This window comes from Curvibacter sp. Hmag1.1, from assembly GCF_059769165.1.
On the sequence record NZ_JBMBGX010000002.1, the window covers coordinates 882,088 to 902,723 of the forward strand.

The 20,636-nt window shown below is 60.4% G+C and carries 17 protein-coding genes and 1 tRNA gene; 11 read left to right on the forward strand and 7 right to left on the reverse strand.

The window, feature by feature from the left end; translation table 11 throughout:
- Window positions 1-11: 11 nt before the first annotated feature.
- From plsY to ACOAP0_RS04700, 3 genes are read right to left on the reverse strand one after another with little or no spacing between them, the layout of a single operon-like run.
- A complete protein-coding gene (gene plsY / locus ACOAP0_RS04690; RefSeq protein ID WP_498375379.1) occupies window positions 12-653 on the reverse strand; it encodes a glycerol-3-phosphate 1-O-acyltransferase PlsY in 642 nt (213 codons plus the stop codon).
- Between the two features lie 14 nt (window positions 654-667).
- Entirely contained in the window at window positions 668-1,159 is a 492-nt protein-coding gene (locus ACOAP0_RS04695) for an aminoacyl-tRNA deacylase (RefSeq protein ID WP_498375378.1), read from the reverse strand.
- Window positions 1,160-1,197: 38 nt separating this feature from the next.
- Window positions 1,198-2,265, reverse strand: coding sequence for an aldo/keto reductase (locus ACOAP0_RS04700; protein ID WP_498375377.1), 1,068 nt, complete (start codon window positions 2,263-2,265; stop codon window positions 1,198-1,200).
- Window positions 2,266-2,438: 173 nt separating this feature from the next.
- Here ACOAP0_RS04700 and ACOAP0_RS04705 point away from each other — a divergent pair, with 173 nt between their 5' ends.
- Window positions 2,439-4,202, forward strand: coding sequence for a methyl-accepting chemotaxis protein (locus ACOAP0_RS04705; protein WP_498375375.1), 1,764 nt, complete (start codon window positions 2,439-2,441; stop codon window positions 4,200-4,202).
- Here ACOAP0_RS04705 and ACOAP0_RS04710 read toward each other — a convergent pair.
- Complete coding sequence (locus tag ACOAP0_RS04710; RefSeq protein WP_498375374.1) at window positions 4,199-5,995, reverse strand: acetate--CoA ligase; 1,797 nt, start codon at window positions 5,993-5,995, stop codon at window positions 4,199-4,201. The genes ACOAP0_RS04705 and ACOAP0_RS04710 overlap by 4 nt on opposite strands.
- 35 nt (window positions 5,996-6,030) lie before the next feature.
- Here ACOAP0_RS04710 and ACOAP0_RS04715 point away from each other — a divergent pair, with 35 nt between their 5' ends.
- The gene (locus tag ACOAP0_RS04715) at window positions 6,031-6,933 is read left to right on the forward strand and encodes an alpha/beta fold hydrolase (protein ID WP_498375373.1); all 903 of its coding nucleotides are present in this window, start codon (window positions 6,031-6,033) and stop codon (window positions 6,931-6,933) included.
- A gap of 76 nt (window positions 6,934-7,009) precedes the next feature.
- Window positions 7,010-8,062, forward strand: a complete 1,053-nt coding sequence (locus tag ACOAP0_RS04720) for an extracellular solute-binding protein (RefSeq protein WP_498375372.1) — start codon at window positions 7,010-7,012, stop codon at window positions 8,060-8,062.
- Between the two features lie 43 nt (window positions 8,063-8,105).
- Here the strand turns inward: ACOAP0_RS04720 and ACOAP0_RS04725 are convergent, their stop codons facing one another.
- Window positions 8,106-9,686, reverse strand: a complete 1,581-nt coding sequence (locus tag ACOAP0_RS04725; protein ID WP_498376094.1) for an ABC transporter permease — start codon at window positions 9,684-9,686, stop codon at window positions 8,106-8,108.
- Between the two features lie 153 nt (window positions 9,687-9,839).
- On the opposite strand from ACOAP0_RS04725, the gene ACOAP0_RS04730 reads away from it, so the two are divergent.
- The 6 genes from ACOAP0_RS04730 to ACOAP0_RS04755 all read left to right on the forward strand — a co-directional run bounded on the left by ACOAP0_RS04730 (window position 9,840) and on the right by ACOAP0_RS04755 (window position 16,613).
- Window positions 9,840-10,925 carry an ABC transporter ATP-binding protein gene (locus tag ACOAP0_RS04730; protein ID WP_498375371.1) on the forward strand — a complete coding sequence of 362 codons (1,086 nt, stop codon included), beginning with the start codon at window positions 9,840-9,842 and terminating at the stop codon, window positions 10,923-10,925.
- A gap of 52 nt (window positions 10,926-10,977) precedes the next feature.
- Window positions 10,978-12,082 (forward strand): peptide chain release factor 2 gene (gene prfB, locus ACOAP0_RS04735; protein ID WP_157673072.1). Its coding sequence is split into 2 segments (ribosomal slippage): window positions 10,978-11,058 and window positions 11,060-12,082, totalling 1,104 coding nucleotides; the frame shifts between segments, so codons are not numbered across the junction.
- Window positions 12,079-12,759, forward strand: a complete 681-nt coding sequence (locus tag ACOAP0_RS04740; RefSeq protein ID WP_498375370.1) for an HAD family hydrolase — start codon at window positions 12,079-12,081, stop codon at window positions 12,757-12,759. The genes prfB and ACOAP0_RS04740 overlap by 4 nt, the downstream gene beginning before the upstream one ends.
- Entirely contained in the window at window positions 12,743-15,445 is a 2,703-nt protein-coding gene (pepN, locus tag ACOAP0_RS04745; protein ID WP_498375369.1) for an aminopeptidase N, read from the forward strand. The genes ACOAP0_RS04740 and pepN overlap by 17 nt, the downstream gene beginning before the upstream one ends.
- 25 nt (window positions 15,446-15,470) lie before the next feature.
- Entirely contained in the window at window positions 15,471-16,502 is a 1,032-nt protein-coding gene (locus ACOAP0_RS04750) for a class 1 fructose-bisphosphatase (RefSeq protein ID WP_498375368.1), read from the forward strand.
- Window positions 16,503-16,537: 35 nt separating this feature from the next.
- Window positions 16,538-16,613 (forward strand) — tRNA-Thr (locus tag ACOAP0_RS04755).
- 46 nt (window positions 16,614-16,659) lie between these two features.
- Here the strand turns inward: ACOAP0_RS04755 and ACOAP0_RS04760 are convergent.
- Complete coding sequence (locus ACOAP0_RS04760; protein ID WP_498375367.1) at window positions 16,660-17,400, reverse strand: hypothetical protein; 741 nt, start codon at window positions 17,398-17,400, stop codon at window positions 16,660-16,662.
- 369 nt (window positions 17,401-17,769) lie between these two features.
- Here ACOAP0_RS04760 and ACOAP0_RS04765 point away from each other — a divergent pair, with 369 nt between their 5' ends.
- Together ACOAP0_RS04765 and ACOAP0_RS04770 are read left to right on the forward strand one after the other, a co-directional pair.
- Window positions 17,770-18,612 (forward strand): class II glutamine amidotransferase, encoded by an 843-nt coding sequence (locus ACOAP0_RS04765; protein ID WP_498375366.1) that lies wholly within the window; start codon window positions 17,770-17,772, stop codon window positions 18,610-18,612.
- Window positions 18,613-18,697: 85 nt separating this feature from the next.
- Window positions 18,698-19,390: a hypothetical protein gene (locus ACOAP0_RS04770; RefSeq protein ID WP_498375365.1), complete on the forward strand. Its 693-nt coding sequence runs from the start codon at window positions 18,698-18,700 to the stop codon at window positions 19,388-19,390.
- Window positions 19,391-19,442: 52 nt separating this feature from the next.
- On the opposite strand, the gene ACOAP0_RS04775 is transcribed toward ACOAP0_RS04770, so the two are convergent.
- Window positions 19,443-20,627 (reverse strand): hybrid sensor histidine kinase/response regulator, encoded by a 1,185-nt coding sequence (locus ACOAP0_RS04775; protein ID WP_481872778.1) that lies wholly within the window; start codon window positions 20,625-20,627, stop codon window positions 19,443-19,445.
- Between the last annotated feature and the right edge of the window lie 9 nt (window positions 20,628-20,636).

A 20,636-nucleotide genomic window follows, 5' to 3' on the forward strand; every position in this document is an offset into this window, starting at 1 on the left:
GCTGCGGCGGCTTACCTGGCCGCTTCTTTCTTCTTGCCCAGTTTGGACTCAGTGCCTTTGACCAGGCGGGAGATGTTTTCCGAGTGGCGCCAAATCAGAAAGATGGACATCACTGCAGTGGAGAGCAATAGGTTGCGGTCCGTTACCCACGCCACGCCATCGCCAAAGGCGTAATACGCGGGCGCAAACAATGCTGCCACCAAAGACGCCAAAGACGAGTAGCGGAAAGCATACGCCACGATGAGCCAAGTGAGGCCTGTCGCCAGCGCCAGCCAGCCGCTGGTGGCGACCAACACACCCAGTGCAGTCGCCACACCTTTTCCACCCACAAACCTGAAGAACACCGGGTACAGGTGGCCGATGAAGGCAGCAAAACCTGCCAAGGCCATGGTGCCCTCGCCCAAGCCATAAGGCTGGCCCCACCACTGGATGGCAGCCACGGGCAACCAGCCTTTGACGGCATCGAGCAGCAGCGTAACAACTGCAGCTGCCTTGGAGCCGGAGCGCAGCACATTGGTGGCGCCGGGGTTTTTGCTGCCGTAGGTGCGCGGGTCGTTCAGCCCCATCAGACGGCTGACGATGACGGCAAACGACAAAGAGCCGATCAGGTAAGAGGCTACCGTGGCCAACAAGGGGTACAAAACAGGATTCAAAACAGGTTCTCCAATCACTCTTCCAGCGCGCACTGTACAGGCTTGGCGCCCAGTAACTCCCTACAAACCTGGGGATCAATACCTACGAGGTACCCGCGCCGGCCGCCATTGATGCAGATGCGGGGCAACTCCAGAATGGTGGACTCAATAAACACAGGCATGGTTTTGCGCGTGCCGAATGGGGAGGTTCCGCCCACCAGATAACCGCTGTGACGATTGGCCACCTCCGGCGCGCAAGGCTCTACCGACTTGGCGCCAATCTGGCGCGCCAGGTTCTTGGTGGACACCTTGCGGTTGCCGTGCATCAGCACCACCAGGGGCTTGGCGTCCTGGTCTTGCATGATCAGGGTTTTGACGACGGTAAACGGATCGAAGCCCAGCACCGCCGCGCTGTGCTGAGCGCCGCCATGCTCCAGATATTCGTAGGGGTGCTCGGTGAATGCCACTTTGTTCGCTTTGAGCAGCTGGGTGGCAGGGGTTTCAGAGACGTGGTCTTTTTTGGCCATAGGGGCATATTTTCATACGCCTTGCGCCTCTGTTCGCGTTACACCGCCGGATCGCGGATTTCCCAGCGGACTTCGTCGATCTTTTTGAGCAGCTCTTCGGGCAGCACCGTGCCCCAAGCCTCGATGTTTTCATCAAGCTGCTCCAAGGTGCGCACACCGATGATCGTGCTGGCCACCTGCCACTTGGTGTAACAGAAAGCCAAAGCCATCTGGCTGGGCGTGAAGCCGTACTCGCGGGCCAGCGCGTTGTACTTGCGGGCTGCCTTCAGCGCGTCGGGGCGGCCCCATCGCTGCTTGCGGGTGGACTCGAACTTGCGCAGGCGCACATCGGGCGACACGTTCTCGCCCAGCAGGCCTTCCTCGTCGTATTTGCCGGTAAGCAAACCAAACGCCAAAGGCGAATAAGGCAACAGAGAGACACCCAGACGGTGCATGGTTTCGTCCAGACCGTTCTCAGCCGTGCGGGCGAGCAGGCCATAGTTGTTCTGCACGGTGGCAATGCGGGGCAGGCCATGCTGCTCTGCCAGGCGCACAAACTCATGCACCCCATACGAAGTTTCGTTCGACAGACCGATTGCGCGCACCTTGCCAGCCTTGACCAAAGTATCCATAGCGCGCAACTGCTCTTCGATAGCGCTGCCGCCTACGTTTTCGTTGGCGGGGTTGTAGTACATGCCGCCGAACATGGGCACATGGCGCACCGGCCAATGGATCTGATACAGATCGATGACGTCGATATTCATGCGCTGCAGGCTGCCATCGCAAGCTGCCACGATGTCTTCTGCAGTCAGGTTGCTGCTGCCATTGCGCACCCAGGGCATGCCGCGCGAGGGGCCGGCTACTTTGGTGGCGATCACCAGCTTTTCGCGGACACCGGGGTTGGCCTTGAGCCAATTGCCGATGATTTTTTCGGTCAGGTTAAAGGTCTCAGCGCGCGGAGGCACCGAGTACATCTCTGCCGTATCGATGAAGTTCACGCCCCGCTCCAGCGAGCGGCTCAGGATGGCGTGTGAGGTGGGTTCATCCACCTGCTCGCCGAATGTCATGGTGCCCAGGCAGATGGGCGTTACGCGCAGATCGCTTTGACCGAGGGGTACAAGATTCATGGGAAATGCCGAAGTAAAAAGGGTTGGATAAATGCCAGCGCGCGCAGTATCCCACGCATCGTCGTTCGGTGCAGGGATAACCCTTGCGTGTGGGATGTCGCAACGCGCTAGCATTTGTTCGTCGTGAAAACAATAACCCCTGCAGCCCAAGAAGTTCGCAGGCCCTCGCATCCATGAATCTCTCAAATCTGAAAATCGGTACCAAGCTCATGCTGGGTTTTGCCAGTGTGCTGGCTCTGACCACATTGCTGGGGGTTATGGCATTGCTCCAGCTATCCAACCTCTCGGTCAAAACGGAGCGGATTGCGACCAACAATCTGCCCAGCGTCCAGTACACGTCTGACTTGAACAACATGCTTGGCGCCATCCGGCGTGCAGAGGCGCTCCATTTGTTGACCTCCGACCCCAACGTCAAGAAAGAGCAGGAAAAACGCATCGCAGAGTCCCGCAAATCGGTGGAAGCAGTCGTTGCGCGCGCCGGTGCTGTACTGGACTCTGAGGAAGAGGCCAAAGCACTCACCAACTTTCAAAAGCATTTCGCCGACTGGGCTGCGGCAGACGCCAAGATGCTGGAGCTGTCCAGTGTCAACAACGCCACTATGGCCGAAGAGATGTTCCGGGAACAGGTGGGCAAAGCATTTGAGGCGGCCATGAAGGAACTGGACATCGTCTCGGCCTACAACGCCAAGGATGGTGAGACCGTTTGGAGCGAGACCCAGGCAGTAGTTAAAACCGGCAAGATCACAGTGATCTGTGCATTGGTAACTGCTCTGGTCATTGGTGCTGCCCTCGCCATCCTGATCTCCCGTGCGATCACCAAACCTGTTGAAGATGCAGTGAAGGCAGCTCAGGAAATGTCCACCGGCGACATGACACGCGCACTCGTCGCCAATGGTCGGGATGAAATAGCAGTGCTGTTGCAGTCCTTGGAGTCCATGCGCCAGAGCCTCGCCAAAGTGGTGCAAACAGTGCGGCAAGGTTCCGAAAGTGTGGAGTCTGCCAGCTCAGAGATTGCCCAGGGTAACAATGACCTGAGTGCGCGTACTGAGCAGCAAGCGAGCTCCTTGGAAGAGACTGCTGCGTCCATGGAGGAGCTGAGCGCACAGGTCAAGCACAACGCAGAAAACGCACTCCAGGCGAATCAGCTGGCGTCCAGCGCCTCTACGGTGGCCGCACGCGGCGGCGATGTGGTGGGTCGGGTGGTGGACACCATGAAAGAGATCAATGACTCCTCACGCAAGATCTCGGACATCATCGCCGTGATTGACGGCATTGCCTTTCAGACCAATATCCTGGCCCTGAATGCCGCCGTCGAGGCTGCTCGCGCGGGGGAGCAAGGCCGTGGATTCGCGGTGGTAGCTTCCGAAGTACGCGCATTGGCTGGCCGCAGCGCTGAGGCGGCTAAGGAAATCAAGTCCCTCATCAACGCCAGTGTGGAGCGGGTGGAACAAGGCTCCGCCCTTGTCAATGAGGCGGGAGCCACCATGACCGAGGTGGTCACCTCCATCCGACGTGTGACCGACATGATGGGCGAGATCAGCTCCGCCAGCAACGAGCAGTCTCTGGGCGTGGCACAGGTGGGCGAGGCGGTTGCGCATATGGACCGTGCCACCCAGCAGAACGCTGCCTTGGTGGAACAAATTGCCGCCGCCGCGAGCAGCCTGAAGTCGCAATCGGCCGAGTTGGTGAGCACGGTTTCCATTTTCAAGCTAGACGGCGCGCAGAGCACGCGCAAGGTACAGGTACGTGCTCCGGAGTCGGCCAAGCAGCCATTTGCGGGTGAAGAGCGCCGTGCACTTCATGCGAAAACTCCGCCAAAACCAACGCCTACCGCAAGCCCCAAAGCAGCGCAAGCCTTGCCCAAGCCCGCTGCGCCCGCCCCAGCCAAGGCAGTGACCGCCAAGGCTGGAGGGGATGACGACTGGGAAACCTTCTAAGCGGCAAGCGCCTTCGCGCGTGCCTCCTCTTGCAGACGCAGCACGCGGCGCTGCACTTTGCCAGTGGTGGTCATTGGCAAAGCGTCGACAAACTCGATCTCTTTGGGGTACTCGTAGGGCGCCAACTGGCCTTTGACGTGCGCTTGCAGGTCCAGGGTCAGTTGGGCATGCAAACGGGCCTTGGCCCCCGTATCTTCTGCGCAAGCAGCTATGAAATCAGTAGCAATGACCACATAGGCTTTGACCAGCGCACCCCGCTCTGGGTCGGGCTTGGGCACCACGGCGGCGTTGATGACAGCAGGGTGTTTGACCAGACAGTTCTCGATCTCGCCGGGGCCGATGCGGTAGCCAGCCGCTTTGAACACATCATCACTCCGGCCCTGGTACCAGAGATAGCCTTCGGCATCGCGCACTGCGAGGTCGCCGGTGCGGCACCAATCGCCGGTGAACTTGGCATCCGTAGCTTTCTGGTTCTTCCAATAGCCCAAAAAGAAGATGGGGTCAGGTTGGCCGTGCACATCGAATCGGTGGAGTGCCACGTCGCCGGGCACGCCTACGGGGCATTCCTTGCCGGCGTCGTCAATCACCGCCACGCGGTGGCCGGGGTAGCCCATGCCCATGCTGCCCCCCTTGGCAGGCCAGTGGCGGCTGGAGTTGCCGACGATGTAGTTCATCTCTGTCTGGCCGAACATCTCGTTCGGCGTAACACCCAGCTGCTGCTCGCAATAGCCAAAAACAGCGTCGCCCACCGCTTCCCCCGCGCTCATGATGGCGTCGAGCTGAAGCTTGAACTGTCTGCGCACCGTCTTGCCCTTGGCTCCCGGGTAGGCCTTCATCATGGCTTTGAGGGCAGTGGGAAACAAAAAGGTGTGGGTCACACCACAGTCGCGCATCAGCTCCAACGCGGTTTGCGGGCTGAAGCGGCCGTTGTAAGCCACGATGGGGCGGCCGAAGTACAACGTAGGCAGCAAGGCATCCATCAACCCGCCTGTCCACGCCCAGTCGGCCGGCGACCAGAACACGGCCTTGGAGCTGCGGTTCTTTTTGCCGTCGAAGCCAAACCAGTTCTGGCTGGCCACAAAACCACTCAGGTTGCCGATGAGCGCGCGGTGGGGAATCAGCGCACCCTTGGGGTTGCCGGTGGTGCCGCTGGTGTAGATGAGCACTGCGGGTTCCTCGGCCAAGGTGTTCACCAGCTCAAACATGGCGGGCTCTGCCTGCAAAACAACCTCAAAGCGGGCATCTTGAGGCCCGGTCAACAAAACTGCGTCTGCCTCCTGCAAGCCCACACCCAAGACCGCGCGCAATTGCGGGCAAGTCTGGCGCACGCTGGCCAGCGCAGGCAGTGAGCCGGCATCGCAAATGGCGACGACCGCTTCACTGTCCTGCAAGCGGAACTCCAGCGCCTCCGGCCCGAACAACATGGACAGGGGCATGGCCACTGCCCCCAGTTGCAGCACCGCCATGTAGGCCACTGCGGTCTCAAACCGCTGGGGCAGCACGATGCCCACGCGGTCCCCGCGCTGCACGCCCAGCTTGGACAGCGCGTTGGAGAGACGGTTGGCCTGCTCCTGCAGTTGCGAATAAGTATAAAAAGTATCGCTAGCGCCCGAGGAATATGCGCGGACAGCTACTCTTTTCGTAGCATCCGGCAGCTCTGCCCAGCGCCGGCTGCACACCTGAGCCATGTTGAAGTGCTGCGGTACCTCCCAGCGAAATTGGCTGTGCAAGGCTGCGTAGCCTGCGGGAAGTTGTGACCCCTTGGATGTGTCTCTGCCTTGACTGACGGCCATGCCTTGTCTCCTCTTATGTCCTTATGATTTGCACAATGTACCAAGCCCGACGCCCGCATCAAAGCGAATTCATTCCCATCCGCAACCTGGATTACCACGTGCAAGTGTGGGGAGAGCCCGGCCCGGATAAAACGCCCTTGGTGATGGTGCACGGCTGGATGGACGTGGCTGCGAGCTACCAGTTTGTGGTGGATGCCTTCAGCGAGGACCACTACATCATTGCCCCCGACTGGCGGGGCTACGGCAAAACCAAAGTGCCGAGAACGGACAACTATTGGGTGCCCGACTACCTGGCCGACTTGGATTTTTTGCTCGACCACTACGCCCCTGACCAACCAGTGAACCTGGTGGGTCACAGCATGGGCGGTAACGTGGTCATGCTTTACGGGGGCGTGCGGCCCCAGCGCATACGCCGGTTGGTGAACCTGGAAGGCTTCGGCATGCCGGCCACCATTCCTGCCCAAGCACCCGGCCGCTTTGCCACCTGGATGGATGAACTCAAAAAGCTGCATGCAGGCGATATGGAGCTCAAGGCGTATGACAGCGCAGACGGGGTAGCCCGCCGCCTCATGAAAACCAACCCGCGCTTGGGGGCCGACAAAGCCGCTTGGCTGGCCCGCCATTGGGCCGCTGAAAACGCCGATGGCAGTTGGTCCATCCTGGGCGATGCGGCCCACAAGGTCACCAGCGCGCAGCTCTATCGCGTGGAAGAAGTGCTGGCCATTTACCAGCGCCTGAGCATGCCGGTGCTGGCCGTGGAGGCCTCCGACAACAGCCTGGAAATGTGGTGGAAAGGCAAGTTCACCCTGGCCGAATACCATGAGCGCCTGAAGGTGGTGCCGCAGGTGGAAATCGCCCGCATCGAGGACGCCGGCCACATGATGCACCACGACCAACCGGAGGTGCTGGCAGCCCTGATCGAACGCTTTATCCGTTGATTTTGTGGGGCTGAATTGCGGCTCCTAAAATGAGAACGTCTCTCATTTTGATTCGCAACTACCTCGCTTCATCCACATGAATAAGCTTTCTGTCCGCCGCCTTGCGCTTGCCGCTGCCGTTCTCGGCGTTTGTTCGCCCGCCATCCAGGCACAAGACAAGGTGCTCAATGTGTATTCCGCCCGCCACTACCCCGGTGACGTGCAGCTCTACTCCGCATTCACCCAGGCCACGGGCATCCAGATCAAGCGCGTGGATGCGGATGATGCGGGCATTCTGCAGCGCCTGAAAGCCGAAGGCACTGCGTCTCCCGCCGACGTGATCCTGCTGGTGGATGCTTCGCGCCTGTGGCGTGCCGAGGTGGACGGCTTGTTTGCCCCCGTGAAGTCCAAGGCGCTGGATACCGCCATTCCTGCCCAGTTGCGCGGCAAGACCAGTGCTGAAGGTACTTATTGGTATGGATTCAGTACCCGTGCTCGCGTGATTGTGTACAACAAGGCCCGCGTGTCCAAAGAGAATGTGGACACCTACGAAGAACTGTCAGACCCAAAAAATAAGGGCTTGCTGTGCACCCGCTCCGGTTCGCACCCCTACAACCTGAGCTTGTTCGGAGCCATGAACGAGCACCTGGGCAGCGCCACCACTGAAACCTGGCTCAAGGGCTTGGTCAGCAACATGGCCCGCAATCCCGTGGGTGGCGATACCGACCAGATCAAGGCAACAGCCTCCGGCGAATGCGGCGTGGCGTTGACCAACACCTACTACCTCGCCCGCCTGATGCGCAGTGACAAGCCGGAAGACCGTGCGGTGATGGACAAGGTCGGCGTGGTATTCCCCAACCAAAGCAGCTGGGGCACCCATGTGAACATTGCCGGTGGCGCCATGGCGAAAAACTCCAAGAACCCGGCCTACGCCCAGCAGTTCCTCGAGTTTCTGGCCAGTCCCCAGGCACAGGAGTACTTCGCCAACGGCAACAACGAATGGCCGGTCGCCAAGGGCATCAAGATCAGCAACCCGGCACTGGAAAGCATGAGCGGTGGCAACTTCAAGGCGGAAACCATTCCCGTGAGCATCGTCGGCATGAACCAGGTCAAAGTGCAGCAGATGCTGGACCGCGTGGGCTACAAATAAGCCTCAAAGCACTTCGCTCAGGCGGCTTGACTGCGCAATGCGGTCAGGCCGCTTTTTTATTGAGCGTGCGACTCAAAAATATCACCGGGATCAGGCCCACCAGCACCAGCACCAGGGCCGGTAACGCCGCTTCACCCAAGCGCTCGTCTTTCGCCAGCTGAAAGGCCACCACGGCCAGGGTGTCGTGATCAAAGGGCCGCAGCACCAAGGTGGCTGGCAGCTCTTTCATCACATCCACAAACACCAGCAACCCGGCCACCAGGCTGCTGCGCACTAGCAAGGGCCGATGCACACGCCACCACAGGCTCCAGCCGGTCACGCCCAGCATGCGGGCTGTTTCGTCCAGAGTGGCCGGCAGTTGGTTGTAGCCACTCTGGACGGTGTGCAAGGCCACCGCCGTAAAGCGCACCAGATAGGCCCAGACAACGCCGATCACGGTGGTGCTGATCCAGAAACCCACCTGCCACTCCGGCCGTGCAGCCTGTAGCCAAGCCACCGGAATCAGCAGGCCCACCACGATGACCGCACCCGGCACCGCATACCCCATGCCGGCCAGGCTGACCACGGTGCGGGTCAAGCGGGTCGGGCTACGCCTTGCGGCAAACGCCAACGCTAGCGCCAGTGCACTCGCCAGCACTGCGGTCAACGCGGCGAGCTTGAAGCTATTGAAGCTCCAGCCCACAAAGCTGCTCCAGGGCAGAGGGCTGTCTTCCAGCCCCCAGGCTTGCCACAAGGGACGCAACATAAACACGACCGGCAAAACAAAGCCGAGCATTACGGGCAGGCAACACAGCAGCGTGGCCAGCAGTGCGCGTCTGCCTTGCAAAGCGACCGGTTGCGCCGCAACCCTGCGTCCCTTGGCATTGGCATAGCGCAGGTTACGGCGGGCGTGCAGTTCCAGGCGCAGCAATAGAGCCATCAGCACCAGCAGGGCCGTGGCCAACTGGGCCGCCGCAATCCGGCTGTCCAGTACCAGCCAGGCCTTGTAGATGCCTGCGGTAAAGGTCTGAATGCCGAAGTAGCTGGAGACTCCGTAGTCCGCCAGTGTTTCCATCAGTGCCAGTGCGACACCCGCCATGATGGCGGGCCGCGCGAGCGGAATGGCTACGAGTGTCACCCGGCGCCCGAGGGATGCGCCCATGAGGCGGGCCGCATCCATCAGGTGTGCAGCGCGCTCCAGCAGGGCTACCCGCACGAGCAGATACACATAGGGATAAAGGGTAAAAACGAAGACAAGGGCTGCGCCCCCAAGGCTGCGCACTTCAGGGAATAAGCGCCCTTCCAGCCCTAAGGTGTCTCGCATCCAGGTTTGGGCCGGGCCACTGAACTGCAGAAAGTCAGTGTAGGCATACGCGACCACGTAAGCAGGCATCGCAAGGGGCAATAGCAAGGCCCATTCCCAATGGCGGCGCCCCTGGAAGTCAAACAAAGTCACGGCACAGGCGCTGGCTGTTCCGACCACACCCACACCGAGTGCTACCGCGACGCACAGGAACAGCGTCGTACCCGCATAGTCGGGCAGCACCGTGGCGGCCATCTCACGCAAAAGTCCCAGCGCTACCGCATCCCACTGCAGCACCGCGGCCACCAGCGCCAGCACCGGTAGGGATACCAGTGCCCCCATCAGGATCAAGGCCAACCTGGCTGGCACCGCACGCAAAGCAAAGGTTAGTTTGTCGGAAAAAAGAGCAAGCACGGACGGGCAATCGAAGAGATGAACAGCCCGGAGGGACCCTGCGGCTCTGAATGAGAATTGTAAATATCTACAATTTTCCCCATGTACCTCGAACTCCAAGACCTCAGCGTGCGCTACCGCCCATCCCAGCCCCTTGCGGTGGACAGTGTGAGCTTTGGCCTGCGCGCCGGGGAAATCGGTGTACTGATCGGCCCTTCAGGCTGCGGCAAGACCACGTTGCTGCGCGCAATTGCCGGCCTGGAGGCAACCCACGCCGGTCGGATTTCGCTCGGTGGCGTCACGGTCAGTGGCGACGGAAAGGCCTTGCCGCCCGAGCGCCGCCAAATGGGCATGGTGTTTCAGGATTACGCCCTGTTCCCGCATATGGATGTGAGCAAAAACATTGCTTTCGGCATCCACGCACTGCCTGTGGTGCAACGGCGGGACCGTGTGCAGGAGGTGCTGCGCCTGGTCGGGTTGGAAGAACACGCCGCGCGCTACCCCCATGAGCTGTCAGGCGGCCAGCAACAACGGGTAGCGCTGGCACGGGCCTTGGCACCGCAGCCCCAATTGCTGTTGCTAGACGAACCATTCTCCAACCTGGACGTGGACCTGCGCGAGCGCCTGGCCCAGGAGTTGCGCACCATTCTCAAGGCCGCTGGCGCCACGGCGCTGTTTGTCACCCATGATCAATTAGAGGCCTTCGCCATCGGAGACCTCATCGGTGTGATGCACCAGGGGCGCCTGCACCAATGGGCCGATGCTTACACGCTCTACCACCGGCCGGCGACGCGCTTTGTGGCCGACTTCATCGGCCACGGCGTTTTCACCTCCGCCCGGGTCGAGTTGCACGAGGAACACGGCATCACTCACAAACACGTGATCACGCCCTTGGGCGAACTGCACGGAATCCACCAGCACGAGCAGGACCGGCTGAGCCTTGGCCCTTGCGACATCCTGCTGCGGGCGGATGACATCGTGCACGACGATACGGCGGAGGTGCAGGCCCGGATCGTCAGCAAGGCCTTCCGCGGTAACGAGTTTCTGTACACCCTGGAACTGCGCACCGGCGAGCTGGTCATGGCCCATGTGCCCAGCCACCACGACCACCGCATCGGCGAGTGGATTGGCATCCGGCCGGAGGTGGACCACGTCGTCACCTTTGCCAGCGAAAGCCCAACGGGGTGATGGCAACTAAAATAGCGGGTTAACCATATACACAGCAAGCAGGACCCGCATCATGGAAGCAGAACGCATCAACCTCATCGGCACCACCCTGGCAGATCTGACAAGCAGGACCCAGGAACTCAGGGGGTATCTTTGACTACGATGCCAAAGCCGAGCGCCTGCGCACCGTCAATGCATCGCTAGAAGATCCTTCGGTCTGGAACGACCCCAAGAAAGCCCAGGAACTGGGCAAAGAAAAGAAGATGCTCGATGGCGTGGTCGTCACCCTGAACGACCTGACCAGCAACCTCTCTGACAACACCGAGTTGTACGAGATGAGCAAAGAAGAAGGCGACGAAGAGAGCCTGCTCACCATTGAAACGGAAACCGCCAAGCTCACCGAAATCGTTGAAGGCCTGGAGTTCCGACGCATGTTCAACAACCCGGCCGACCCCCTGCCCTGCTTCCTGGATATCCAGGCCGGCGCTGGCGGCACCGAGGCCTGCGATTGGGCCAGCATGTTGCTGCGCCAATACCTGAAGTACGCCGAGCGCAAGGGCTTTACCGCCAATGTGGAAGACCTGACCGACGGCGATACCGCCGGCATCAAGAGCGCCACCATCAAGATCGACGGCGAGTACGCCTTCGGCCACCTGCGGACCGAAACCGGTGTGCACCGACTGGTGCGCAAGAGCCCGTTCGACAGCTCAGGCGGCCGCCACACCTCGTTTGCGTCGGTGTTTGTGTATCCGGAAATTGACGACTCGATCGAGATCGATATCAACCCCGCCGACGTGCGTACCGACACTTTCCGCGCATCCGGCGCCGGTGGTCAGCACATCAACAAGACTGACTCTGCGGTCCGCTTGACGCACATCCCTACCGGCATCGTGGTGCAGTGCCAGGACGGACGCAGCCAACACAGCAACCGGGACGTAGCCTGGAAGCGCCTGCGCAGCCGCTTGTACGACTTCGAGTTGCGCAAGCGCCAGGAAGAACAGCAAAAGCTGGAAGACACCAAGACCGACGTGGGCTGGGGCCACCAGATCCGCTCTTATGTGCTGGACAACAGCCGTATCAAGGACTTGCGCACCAACGTGGAAGTGTCTGCCACCCAGAAGGTGCTGGACGGTGACTTGGATGTGTTCATCCAGGCGTCGTTGAAGCAGGGCATATGACAAGCGTGGGGGCCTTTATTTTCGATATGGACGGCACCATGATCGACTCCATGCCCTCGCACAAACACAGCTGGGTGGAGTTCGCGCGCCGCAAACAGTTGCAGGTGGACATTGATGACCTGATGCGCCGCACGACCGGCCGCACCGGCATTGAGTGCATGCGCGACTTGTTTGACCACCCGGAGATGGACGAGGCCACCGCTATGGCTCACGTGCATGAGAAAGAAGCGGTGTACCGCGAAATCTTCTCGCCCATCTTTGCGGAAGTAGCGGGGTTCAAAGCGTTTTTCAACCTGGCACATGGCCGCGGCCTCAAGCTGGGGGTAGGTACGGCGGGCGACCGCCACAACCAGGCCTTTGCCTACCAGCACCTGCAAATGCCGATTGCGCCGCTCACCACCGTGGGCGGTGACGAAGGTCTGCCGGGTAAACCGGAGCCGGCCATCTTTCTGGAGGCTGCACGCCGCATGGGCGTGGAGCCTTCGCGCTGCATCGTGTTTGAAGACGCGCCGCTGGGCATCGAAGCGGCCCGACGCGCCGGCATGCGTGCCGTAGGCATTGCCAGCAGCCACCACCCTGATGAACTGACGGGCCCGCACGTGCTGGCCATCGTTCCTGATTACAACGCCTTGATCGCATCCCGTTTTTTGGAGACCCACCATGTTGCATCTTCGTGAGGCCTCGGGCCCTGCCGCCGTGATTCACCGCGGCGACTATTCCGCCCCCGCATTCTGGATCGACACCGTCGATCTCAGCTTTGACCTGGACCCCTCCAAGACCCGCGTGCTCAACAAGATGACCTTGCGCCGCAACCCCGACGTGCAGGCCCAGCCGCTGCGTCTGGACGGCGAGGAGCTGAACCTAGCGCGTGTGCTTGTCAACGGCCAGGGCACCAGTTTCAAAATGGATGGCAACCAGCTGGTGCTGGAAAACCTGCCTGAAGGCAACGAGCCATTTGCATTGGAGATTTTCACGACCTGCGTGCCGGTGAAAAACACCAAGCTCATGGGCTTGTATGTGAGCAACGACTCCTTCTTCACCCAGTGCGAAGCCGAGGGCTTCCGCCGCATCACCTACTTCCTGGACCGCCCGGATGTGATGGCCATGTACACCGTCACCCTGCGTGCCGACAAAGCCAAGTACCCGGTGCTTCTGTCTAACGGCAACCTGGTGGACAGTGGCGATCTGGAAGACGGCCGCCACTTTGCCAAGTGGGTAGACCCGCACAAAAAGCCCAGCTACCTGTTTGCGCTGGTGGCCGGCCAACTGGTGGCGCGCGAGCAGCGCATCACCAGCCGCGCAGGCAAAGACCACTTGCTGCAAGTGTTTGTGCGCCCCGGCGATCTGGACAAGACCGAACACGCCATGAACAGCCTGATGGCCAGCGTGGCCTGGGACGAAGCCCGCTTCGGCCTGCCGCTGGACCTGGAACGTTTCATGATCGTCGCCACCTCCGACTTCAACATGGGTGCCATGGAGAACAAGGGCCTGAACATTTTCAACACCAAATACGTGTTGGCGAATCAAGCCACGGCGACCGATGTGGACTACGCCAACATCGAAAGCGTGGTGGGGCACGAGTACTTTCACAACTGGACCGGCAATCGCATTACCTGCCGCGACTGGTTCCAGCTGAGCCTCAAGGAAGGCCTGACCGTATTCCGCGACCAGGAATTCAGCCAGGACTTGTGCGCCGAATCCAGCGCGCGCGCGGTGAAGCGTATCGAAGACGTGCGCGTGCTGCGCACGGCCCAGTTCCCCGAAGATGCAGGCCCCATGGCCCACCCGGTGCGGCCTGACAGCTACATCGAAATCAACAACTTCTACACCGTCACCATTTACGAAAAGGGTGCCGAGGTCGTGCGCATGATGCAGACGCTCACCAGTCGCAAAGGCTTTGAGCGCGGCATGAAGCTGTATTTCGAGCGCTTTGACGGCCAGGCCGTGACCTGCGACGACTTCGCGCAATCCATCGCCGAAGCCAACCCGCACTCCCCCCTGGAAAAGCTGCTGCCCCAGTTCAAGCGCTGGTACAGCCAGGCCGGCACACCTCGCGTAGCAGCCCGCGGCGAGTACGACGCTGCGGCCCAGACCTACACCCTGCACTTCAGCCAGAGCTGCGCAGCCACGCCGGGCCAGCCGGTCAAAGAGCCCTTGGTCATTCCGGTGAGCCTGGGTCTGGTGGGTGCTGCCAGCGGCGCTGCCCTGCCCTTGACGCTGGACAGCCAGACCGTGGGCGACAGCCACCTGTTTGTGCTGACCGAAGCCAGCCAGAGCATCACCTTCCAGAACGTGGCGGAAGAGCCTGTGCCCTCCATCCTGCGCGGTTTCTCCGCACCGGTGGTGCTGGACTTTTTCTACACCGACGCCCAGTTGCTGGCCCTGCTGGCCAATGACCCGGACCCGTTCAACCGCTGGGAAGCCGGTCAACGCCTGGCCCTGCGAAGCGCTATCAATTCCATAGCTGCTCCCGCAGATTCCACGGGCGCCAAGCCGCTGAATGATGCTTACATTGAAGCCATGCGTGCCGTGCTGCGTCACCCCACGCTGGATGCTGCGTTCAAGGAACTGGTGCTGACACTACCGTCCGAGACCTACATCGCCGAGCAGCTGGACGTGGTGGACCCGCAGCGCATTCACGCGGTGCGCGAAACCATGCGCATGCAACTGGCCACCGCCTTGCACGCCGACTGGGAATGGGCCTTTTCCGTCCACGAGAACAATGGTGGCTACCGCCCCGACCCGGTCTCCAGCGGCCGCCGTGCCCTTGCCGGCATGGCGCTCAACTTCCTGTGCCTGGCAGCCACGCACAGCGGCGACGAGATCTGGCCCGGCAAGACGCTGCAGCGCTTCAAGGACGCCGGCAACATGACCGACCGTTTCAACGCCCTGCAGGCGCTGGTGAACAGTGGCCACGCACTGGCTGCCAATGCACTGGCACGATTCCACGCCTTGTTCAAGGACGAGGCCCTGGTGCTGGACAAGTGGTTTGCCCTGCAGGCAGGCACGAGCGACCGCGGTGGCCAGGTGCTGCCCGCTGTGCGCCAGCTCCTGGCCCACCCGGACTTCAATCTCAAGAACCCCAACCGCGCCCGCAGCGTGATCTTCAGCTTCTGCAGTGCCAACCCCGGTGGTTTCCACCGCGCAGATGCCGCCGGTTATGTGTTCTGGGCCGACCGGGTTATCGAGCTGGATGCCATCAACCCGCAAGTCGCCGCCCGACTGGCGCGCGCGCTGGACCGCTGGAAGAAACTGGCCGAGCCCTACCGCAGCGCTGCGCGTGAAGCGCTGGCCCGCGTGGCCGCCAAGACCGACTTGAGCAATGACGTGCGCGAGGTCATTGACCGCGCGCTGGCCGACTGATTTTCAAAACTTCAAGGGACTTCACATGACACAACGCATTTCGCTCACGCGCTATCTCATTGAGAAGCAGCGCGGCAGCCAGGACGCTGGCGGCCAGGGCACCATTCCGCCCCAGCTGCGCCTGCTGCTGGAAGTGGTAGCACGCGCTTGCAAAAGCATCAGCCTCGCCGTCACCAAGGGCGCCTTGGGTGGTGTGCTGGGCGCGGCCGAGAGCGAAAACGTGCAAGGCGAAATCCAGAAGAAACTGGACATCATTGCCAACGAAGTGCTGATTGAAGCCAATGAATGGGGCGGCCACCTGGCCGCCATGGCCAGCGAAGAGATGGAAGACATCTACGTGGTGCCCAACCGCTACCCGCAAGGTGAATACCTGCTGATGTTTGACCCGCTGGACGGGTCGAGCAACATCGATGTGAACGTGAGCATCGGCACCATTTTTAGCGTGCTGGTCAAAGACCCCGAAGGCCCCACCGTCAGCGAGCAGGACTTTTTGCAAGCCGGTCACCGCCAGGTCGCGGCGGGCTACTGCATTTATGGCCCCCAGACTACGCTGGTGCTGACGGTCGGCGATGGCGTGGCCATGTTCACCCTGGACCGCGAGCAAGGCTCGTTTGTGCTGACCCAGGAAAACGTCCGCGTGCCGGAAGACACCCAGGAATTCGCCGTCAACATGAGCAATATGCGCCACTGGGCTCCCCCGGTGAAGCGCTATATCGACGAATGCCTGGAAGGCAAGGAAGGCCCGCGCGGCAAAGACTTCAACATGCGCTGGATTGCCAGCATGGTCGCCGATGTGCACCGCATCCTGACCCGTGGCGGTGTCTTTATGTACCCCTGGGACAAGCGCGAACCCGGCAAGCCCGGCAAGCTGCGCCTGATGTACGAAGCCAACCCCATGGGTTGGCTGATCGAGCAGGCCGGCGGAGCAGCCTCTACCGGCACCGAGCGCATTCTGGACATCCAGCCCACCCAATTGCACCAGCGCGTGAGCGTGGTGCTAGGTTCGAAGAACGAGGTGGAACGCTTGGTCCGTTACCACGCTGAGCACACAGCCTAAAAGGGTCTTAGCCGAATTGATGTTCGGCTCGGCAAGCCGCTTTAGCTCAGTCGGTAGAGCAGCTCCTTCGTAAGGAGAAGGTCGACAGTTCGATTCCGTCAAGCGGCACCACAAGAACCAAAGCCTCTTGTCTCACGACAAGAGGCTTTTTCTTTGCTTACATGCCAGGGCAGGCGTCTGTCCCTTCGAGTTCCATGCGCTTCGTAGCTTCACAAAACACATAGGATGCAGAGCGCCCGTTCACCAAGGGCACCCTCGGCTTGGCGGTTTCCATTTGTGCTTTGTCAGAACGCGCATCTTTCAACTTGGGCACCGCAGCGAAGGTGTCTGCAGGTTTGCGATAGTCAATCTGGGCCGCAGCTGCATCTTGGTATCGCTCGGCCCAATTCATCAGTTTGGCAAATACGCTGGCCTTTTCGGGGTCGGTCTTAATGGTCTGGGCGGTCCAATCTGCGGCATTCGAGGACCGGAAACCAAGATAGGACACATTGAAGAAAACGGTCGCGCTGTAATAGCGTCCACCGGAATTCGATTGCACCGTGGTCACGTTCAAAAATGTTTCCTGCTTGGCGCCCACTGATATGGTGTTCACACCGATCGCCATGCAATCGTCATAGCGTCCTCGCCCCCGCTTACGGGTATGCAGGTAGTCGCCCTCACATGGCGCGCCTGACCAGAATGCTCCGTTACTTGCCCTTAGATTGGCAATCACCGTTTGGGCTGCAACGATCTCATCTCCTTCCCATCGTGTCAGTCGCAAAACACCCATGGGAATACTGTCCGCGCGTCCACCTGACCAGGAAATGGAGGCGTCTTCAAATTGCCAAGAACCATTTCCAGCGTACAGCTGGTAGTTACCCATGGTGTCATCTGCGTAGACCCCTTGGCCTGCAGACATGTCCGGTGCCTTGTCATCATCAAACAATTCCCTGGAATGGGCTAGTTGTCCTTGTGCAAACACTGCGCACGCAAAAACCGAAACTGCCAGAAAGTTGGCTCTCAAAATATGTCTCCTGTGTAGTTGTTGCCAACGACAGATCGGCCAGTGCCTGGCTCTGCAAGGAATTTACCCGATCTTGAGAGGCGTTCACTCGAGCTCTCCGGAACATCATGTGGCTTGCCGATAGCGTCACAGCCACATTGCTTTCATGCAAAGAGAATGATCAGTCTTCAAATAAGGCAAATGACCGCAATGGAAAGCCTGTTTATTTCATGGTCGGAGCATGAAAATATCGCCATTCCGACCAACAGAAGGTGCTCCTCCGCCATGTGTCAGCTGCTCAGCATGAATTGCAACAACACTGCATCCATCCAGTTTTCGTTCACCGGTTTTTCTGAGCGCGGCGGGCACACCTCAGATCATGTGGATGGCTGGGGCATTGCGTTCTACGAGCCCACGGGAAGCCGCCTGTTTATCGACGACAAGCCGGCTTATGAATCCCCCTTGGCGCGGTTCGTGAAGGGCTACGAGATCAAAAGCAAAACCGTAGTCGCCCACATCCGCAAGGCAACCCAGGGCGAAGTGGGCCTGGCCAATTGCCACCCTTTCCAGCGAGAGTGGTTGGGTCAGACCTGGTTTTTTGCCAACAACGGTGATCTGCGCAATTACTACCCCGAGCTGAGCGGCCCTTACTTCCCCATCGGCAGCACCGACAGCGAGCGTGCCTTCTGCTACCTCATGCAGGTGCTGTCACGGGCGTTCAAGGATTGCGTGCGCCCTCCGGCTTGGACGGAGGTTGCCGAAGTGTTGTTTGAGGCCATAGCGCCCATCACGCGGCATGGCAACTTCAACTTCACCCTGACCAACGGCGACGCCCTCTTTGTACATTGCTCCAGCTCGCTGTACGAGGTGAACCGGCAACACCCCTTCCCCAAAGCCCGGCTGGTGGACGTGGATGTGGAGATGGACCTCAGCGCCGTGAATGGCACGAACGACCGCATGGTGGTGGTTGCTACTGAGCCGCTCACAGTGGATGAGCCTTGGACAGCACTCCAGACCGGCGAGCTTCGGGTCTACGTGGGCGGTGAACTGGCCCACGCACGCGTGAACCCCGGGGTGGAACGCTTTCCGGTGCCCACTGTGTCTGTGGGGCGACGCCCTTCGCTGTAGCTTGCCTATAGGCACTCGATGAATTTGCACTTATTTAATTAAAACAATAAAATCATTAAATAACATTTCATCTAGCAGGTGTGCCATGAATATCTCTGCAGACGCAAGCAAAACTCTGACCGCGGCCAGCATCTGGCACGCCATTTCGGCGTTTCCCCGGTGGCTGACCGCTCCCACCGTTCTGGCGGAATGGACGATTGAACCCCGCTGGCACCAAGCGCTCAAGCACGTGCGCATGCTGTTGATCCTGGCAGCCTATTCTCTAGCCTGGTATTGGTTTGGCGCCTATGCGAGCGCCTCGTCCACCTCCCCGGCAGCGCCCGTTGCATTTTCTGCCGTGAACGCGGCGTTGGAAGAATCCGAGAAGGTGAGCCTGGGCGGACAAGGGGGCGAAGCGCCCTCCGCTGATGTGGTGCTGAATGCCTTGCCCCCAGAAGACACGGCAGGCCTGCGTATCGACAATTTCCGGATTGGCGCAGTCTCGGGCTATCCCAACCGCTTGCGTTACGAACTGGGACTGAGCAACAAAGGTCGCAAGTTGGTGGGCAAACTGCAATTCATGGTGGTGGGCGAACAAAACGGCGAGCTGCGCGAAATGCCGCTGGACCAACCCGCAGCCTTGGCAGACGCCAAGCCCAAAGTGGAAGTGTCACGCCTGCTGAACACCCGCGGTTACCTGGACCTGCCCGAAGGCTATGTGGTGCACAAGGTGGTCGTTCAAGTCGTAGAAGGCAGCAGCCCACGCGTGGCCCAAAGCGCCCCAATGTGGCCGACCTGAGTCAGAACGTTTGCTATATTTTTGATAGCTGCTCGCGCATATTACGCGGGCGCTAGAACAGGTTTTTCTGTTCAACCCCGTGCTGCAGGAATGTCAGTCGCACCACGGTGGGCATGCCATCAAAGCGGGTGACTTGCAGCAATGCACCATTGCGCCGTGCTGCCAGTTGGCCGATCGCGAGACCCAGACCCATGCCCTGCTGCTCATGCACTTCACGGTCCGCCTGTGAGAGTGCGCCGATCTGCGCCATGAACTTCTCGGGCATGGCCACACCAAGGTTGGCGATCTCTAACTGGTAGGCCTCCTGCCCCAGCGGCTTGCCGGTCACGCCAACAGGGCGACCCGGCTTAGAAAAACGCAGGGCATTCACCAGCAGCTCGGTCAGGATTTTGTGAAAGTCCGGCGCCCAGCATTGCACATGCCCGGGCTCCAGGCGGGTTTGTACCGCATGCCCCGCAAACACGCCAGGCGCAATTTCCGCCGGCACCTTGAGTACGGCTTGCACTTCGCTCGCAAAGGCCTGGCTGGCCAAAACCTCCTGCACTGCAGAGGCGATGTCGAGCCGGTGCGAGGGGCTGCCGGAATCGGCATGGCTTTGGGCGGCGCTGAGCTCAGCCCAGTCCATCATGCGGCTGATGGTGCGCGCCAGTGCTTTGGCGCTACGGTGCACGTCTTCCAGCATGCCCTGCACGCGCTCGGGCGAGTAGCGGTCACGCCGGGTCAACAACAGTTCCGTAGAGCCCAATATGCTGACCATGGGCGTGCGCAGTTCATGCGGAATGGTGGCCAGTACCGCAGAGCGCAACTGCTCCTGGGCCCGGTCTGCATCCGCCTTGTAGCGGTTCGCTTTTTCGAGCAAAGAAGTGACAGCGGAGAGCAACTCTGCCTGCGTCCAAGGCTTGGTGAGGTAGTCATCTGCGCCCGCAGCCATGGCGCGGCGCACGCTGACGCGGTCGTTGTCAGAGGTGAGCATCAGCACCGGCGTGGTCCCTAGAGACTCGCTACTCCGGGCCTCTCTCACCAGGTCCCAACCATCCAGCACCGGCATGTGAATGTCACACAGAATCACATCCGGCTGCTCGCGCAAAGCGGTGTCCAGCCCTTCGCGACCGTCACCCGCCTCCAACACAACAAAGCCTTCGCGACGCAACACACTGGCGGTCAACTGGCGCACAGAAACGCTGTCGTCCACCACCAGAATTGTGGGCACACGCGCACCCGCAAGAACTGCACTCACAGCCACCCC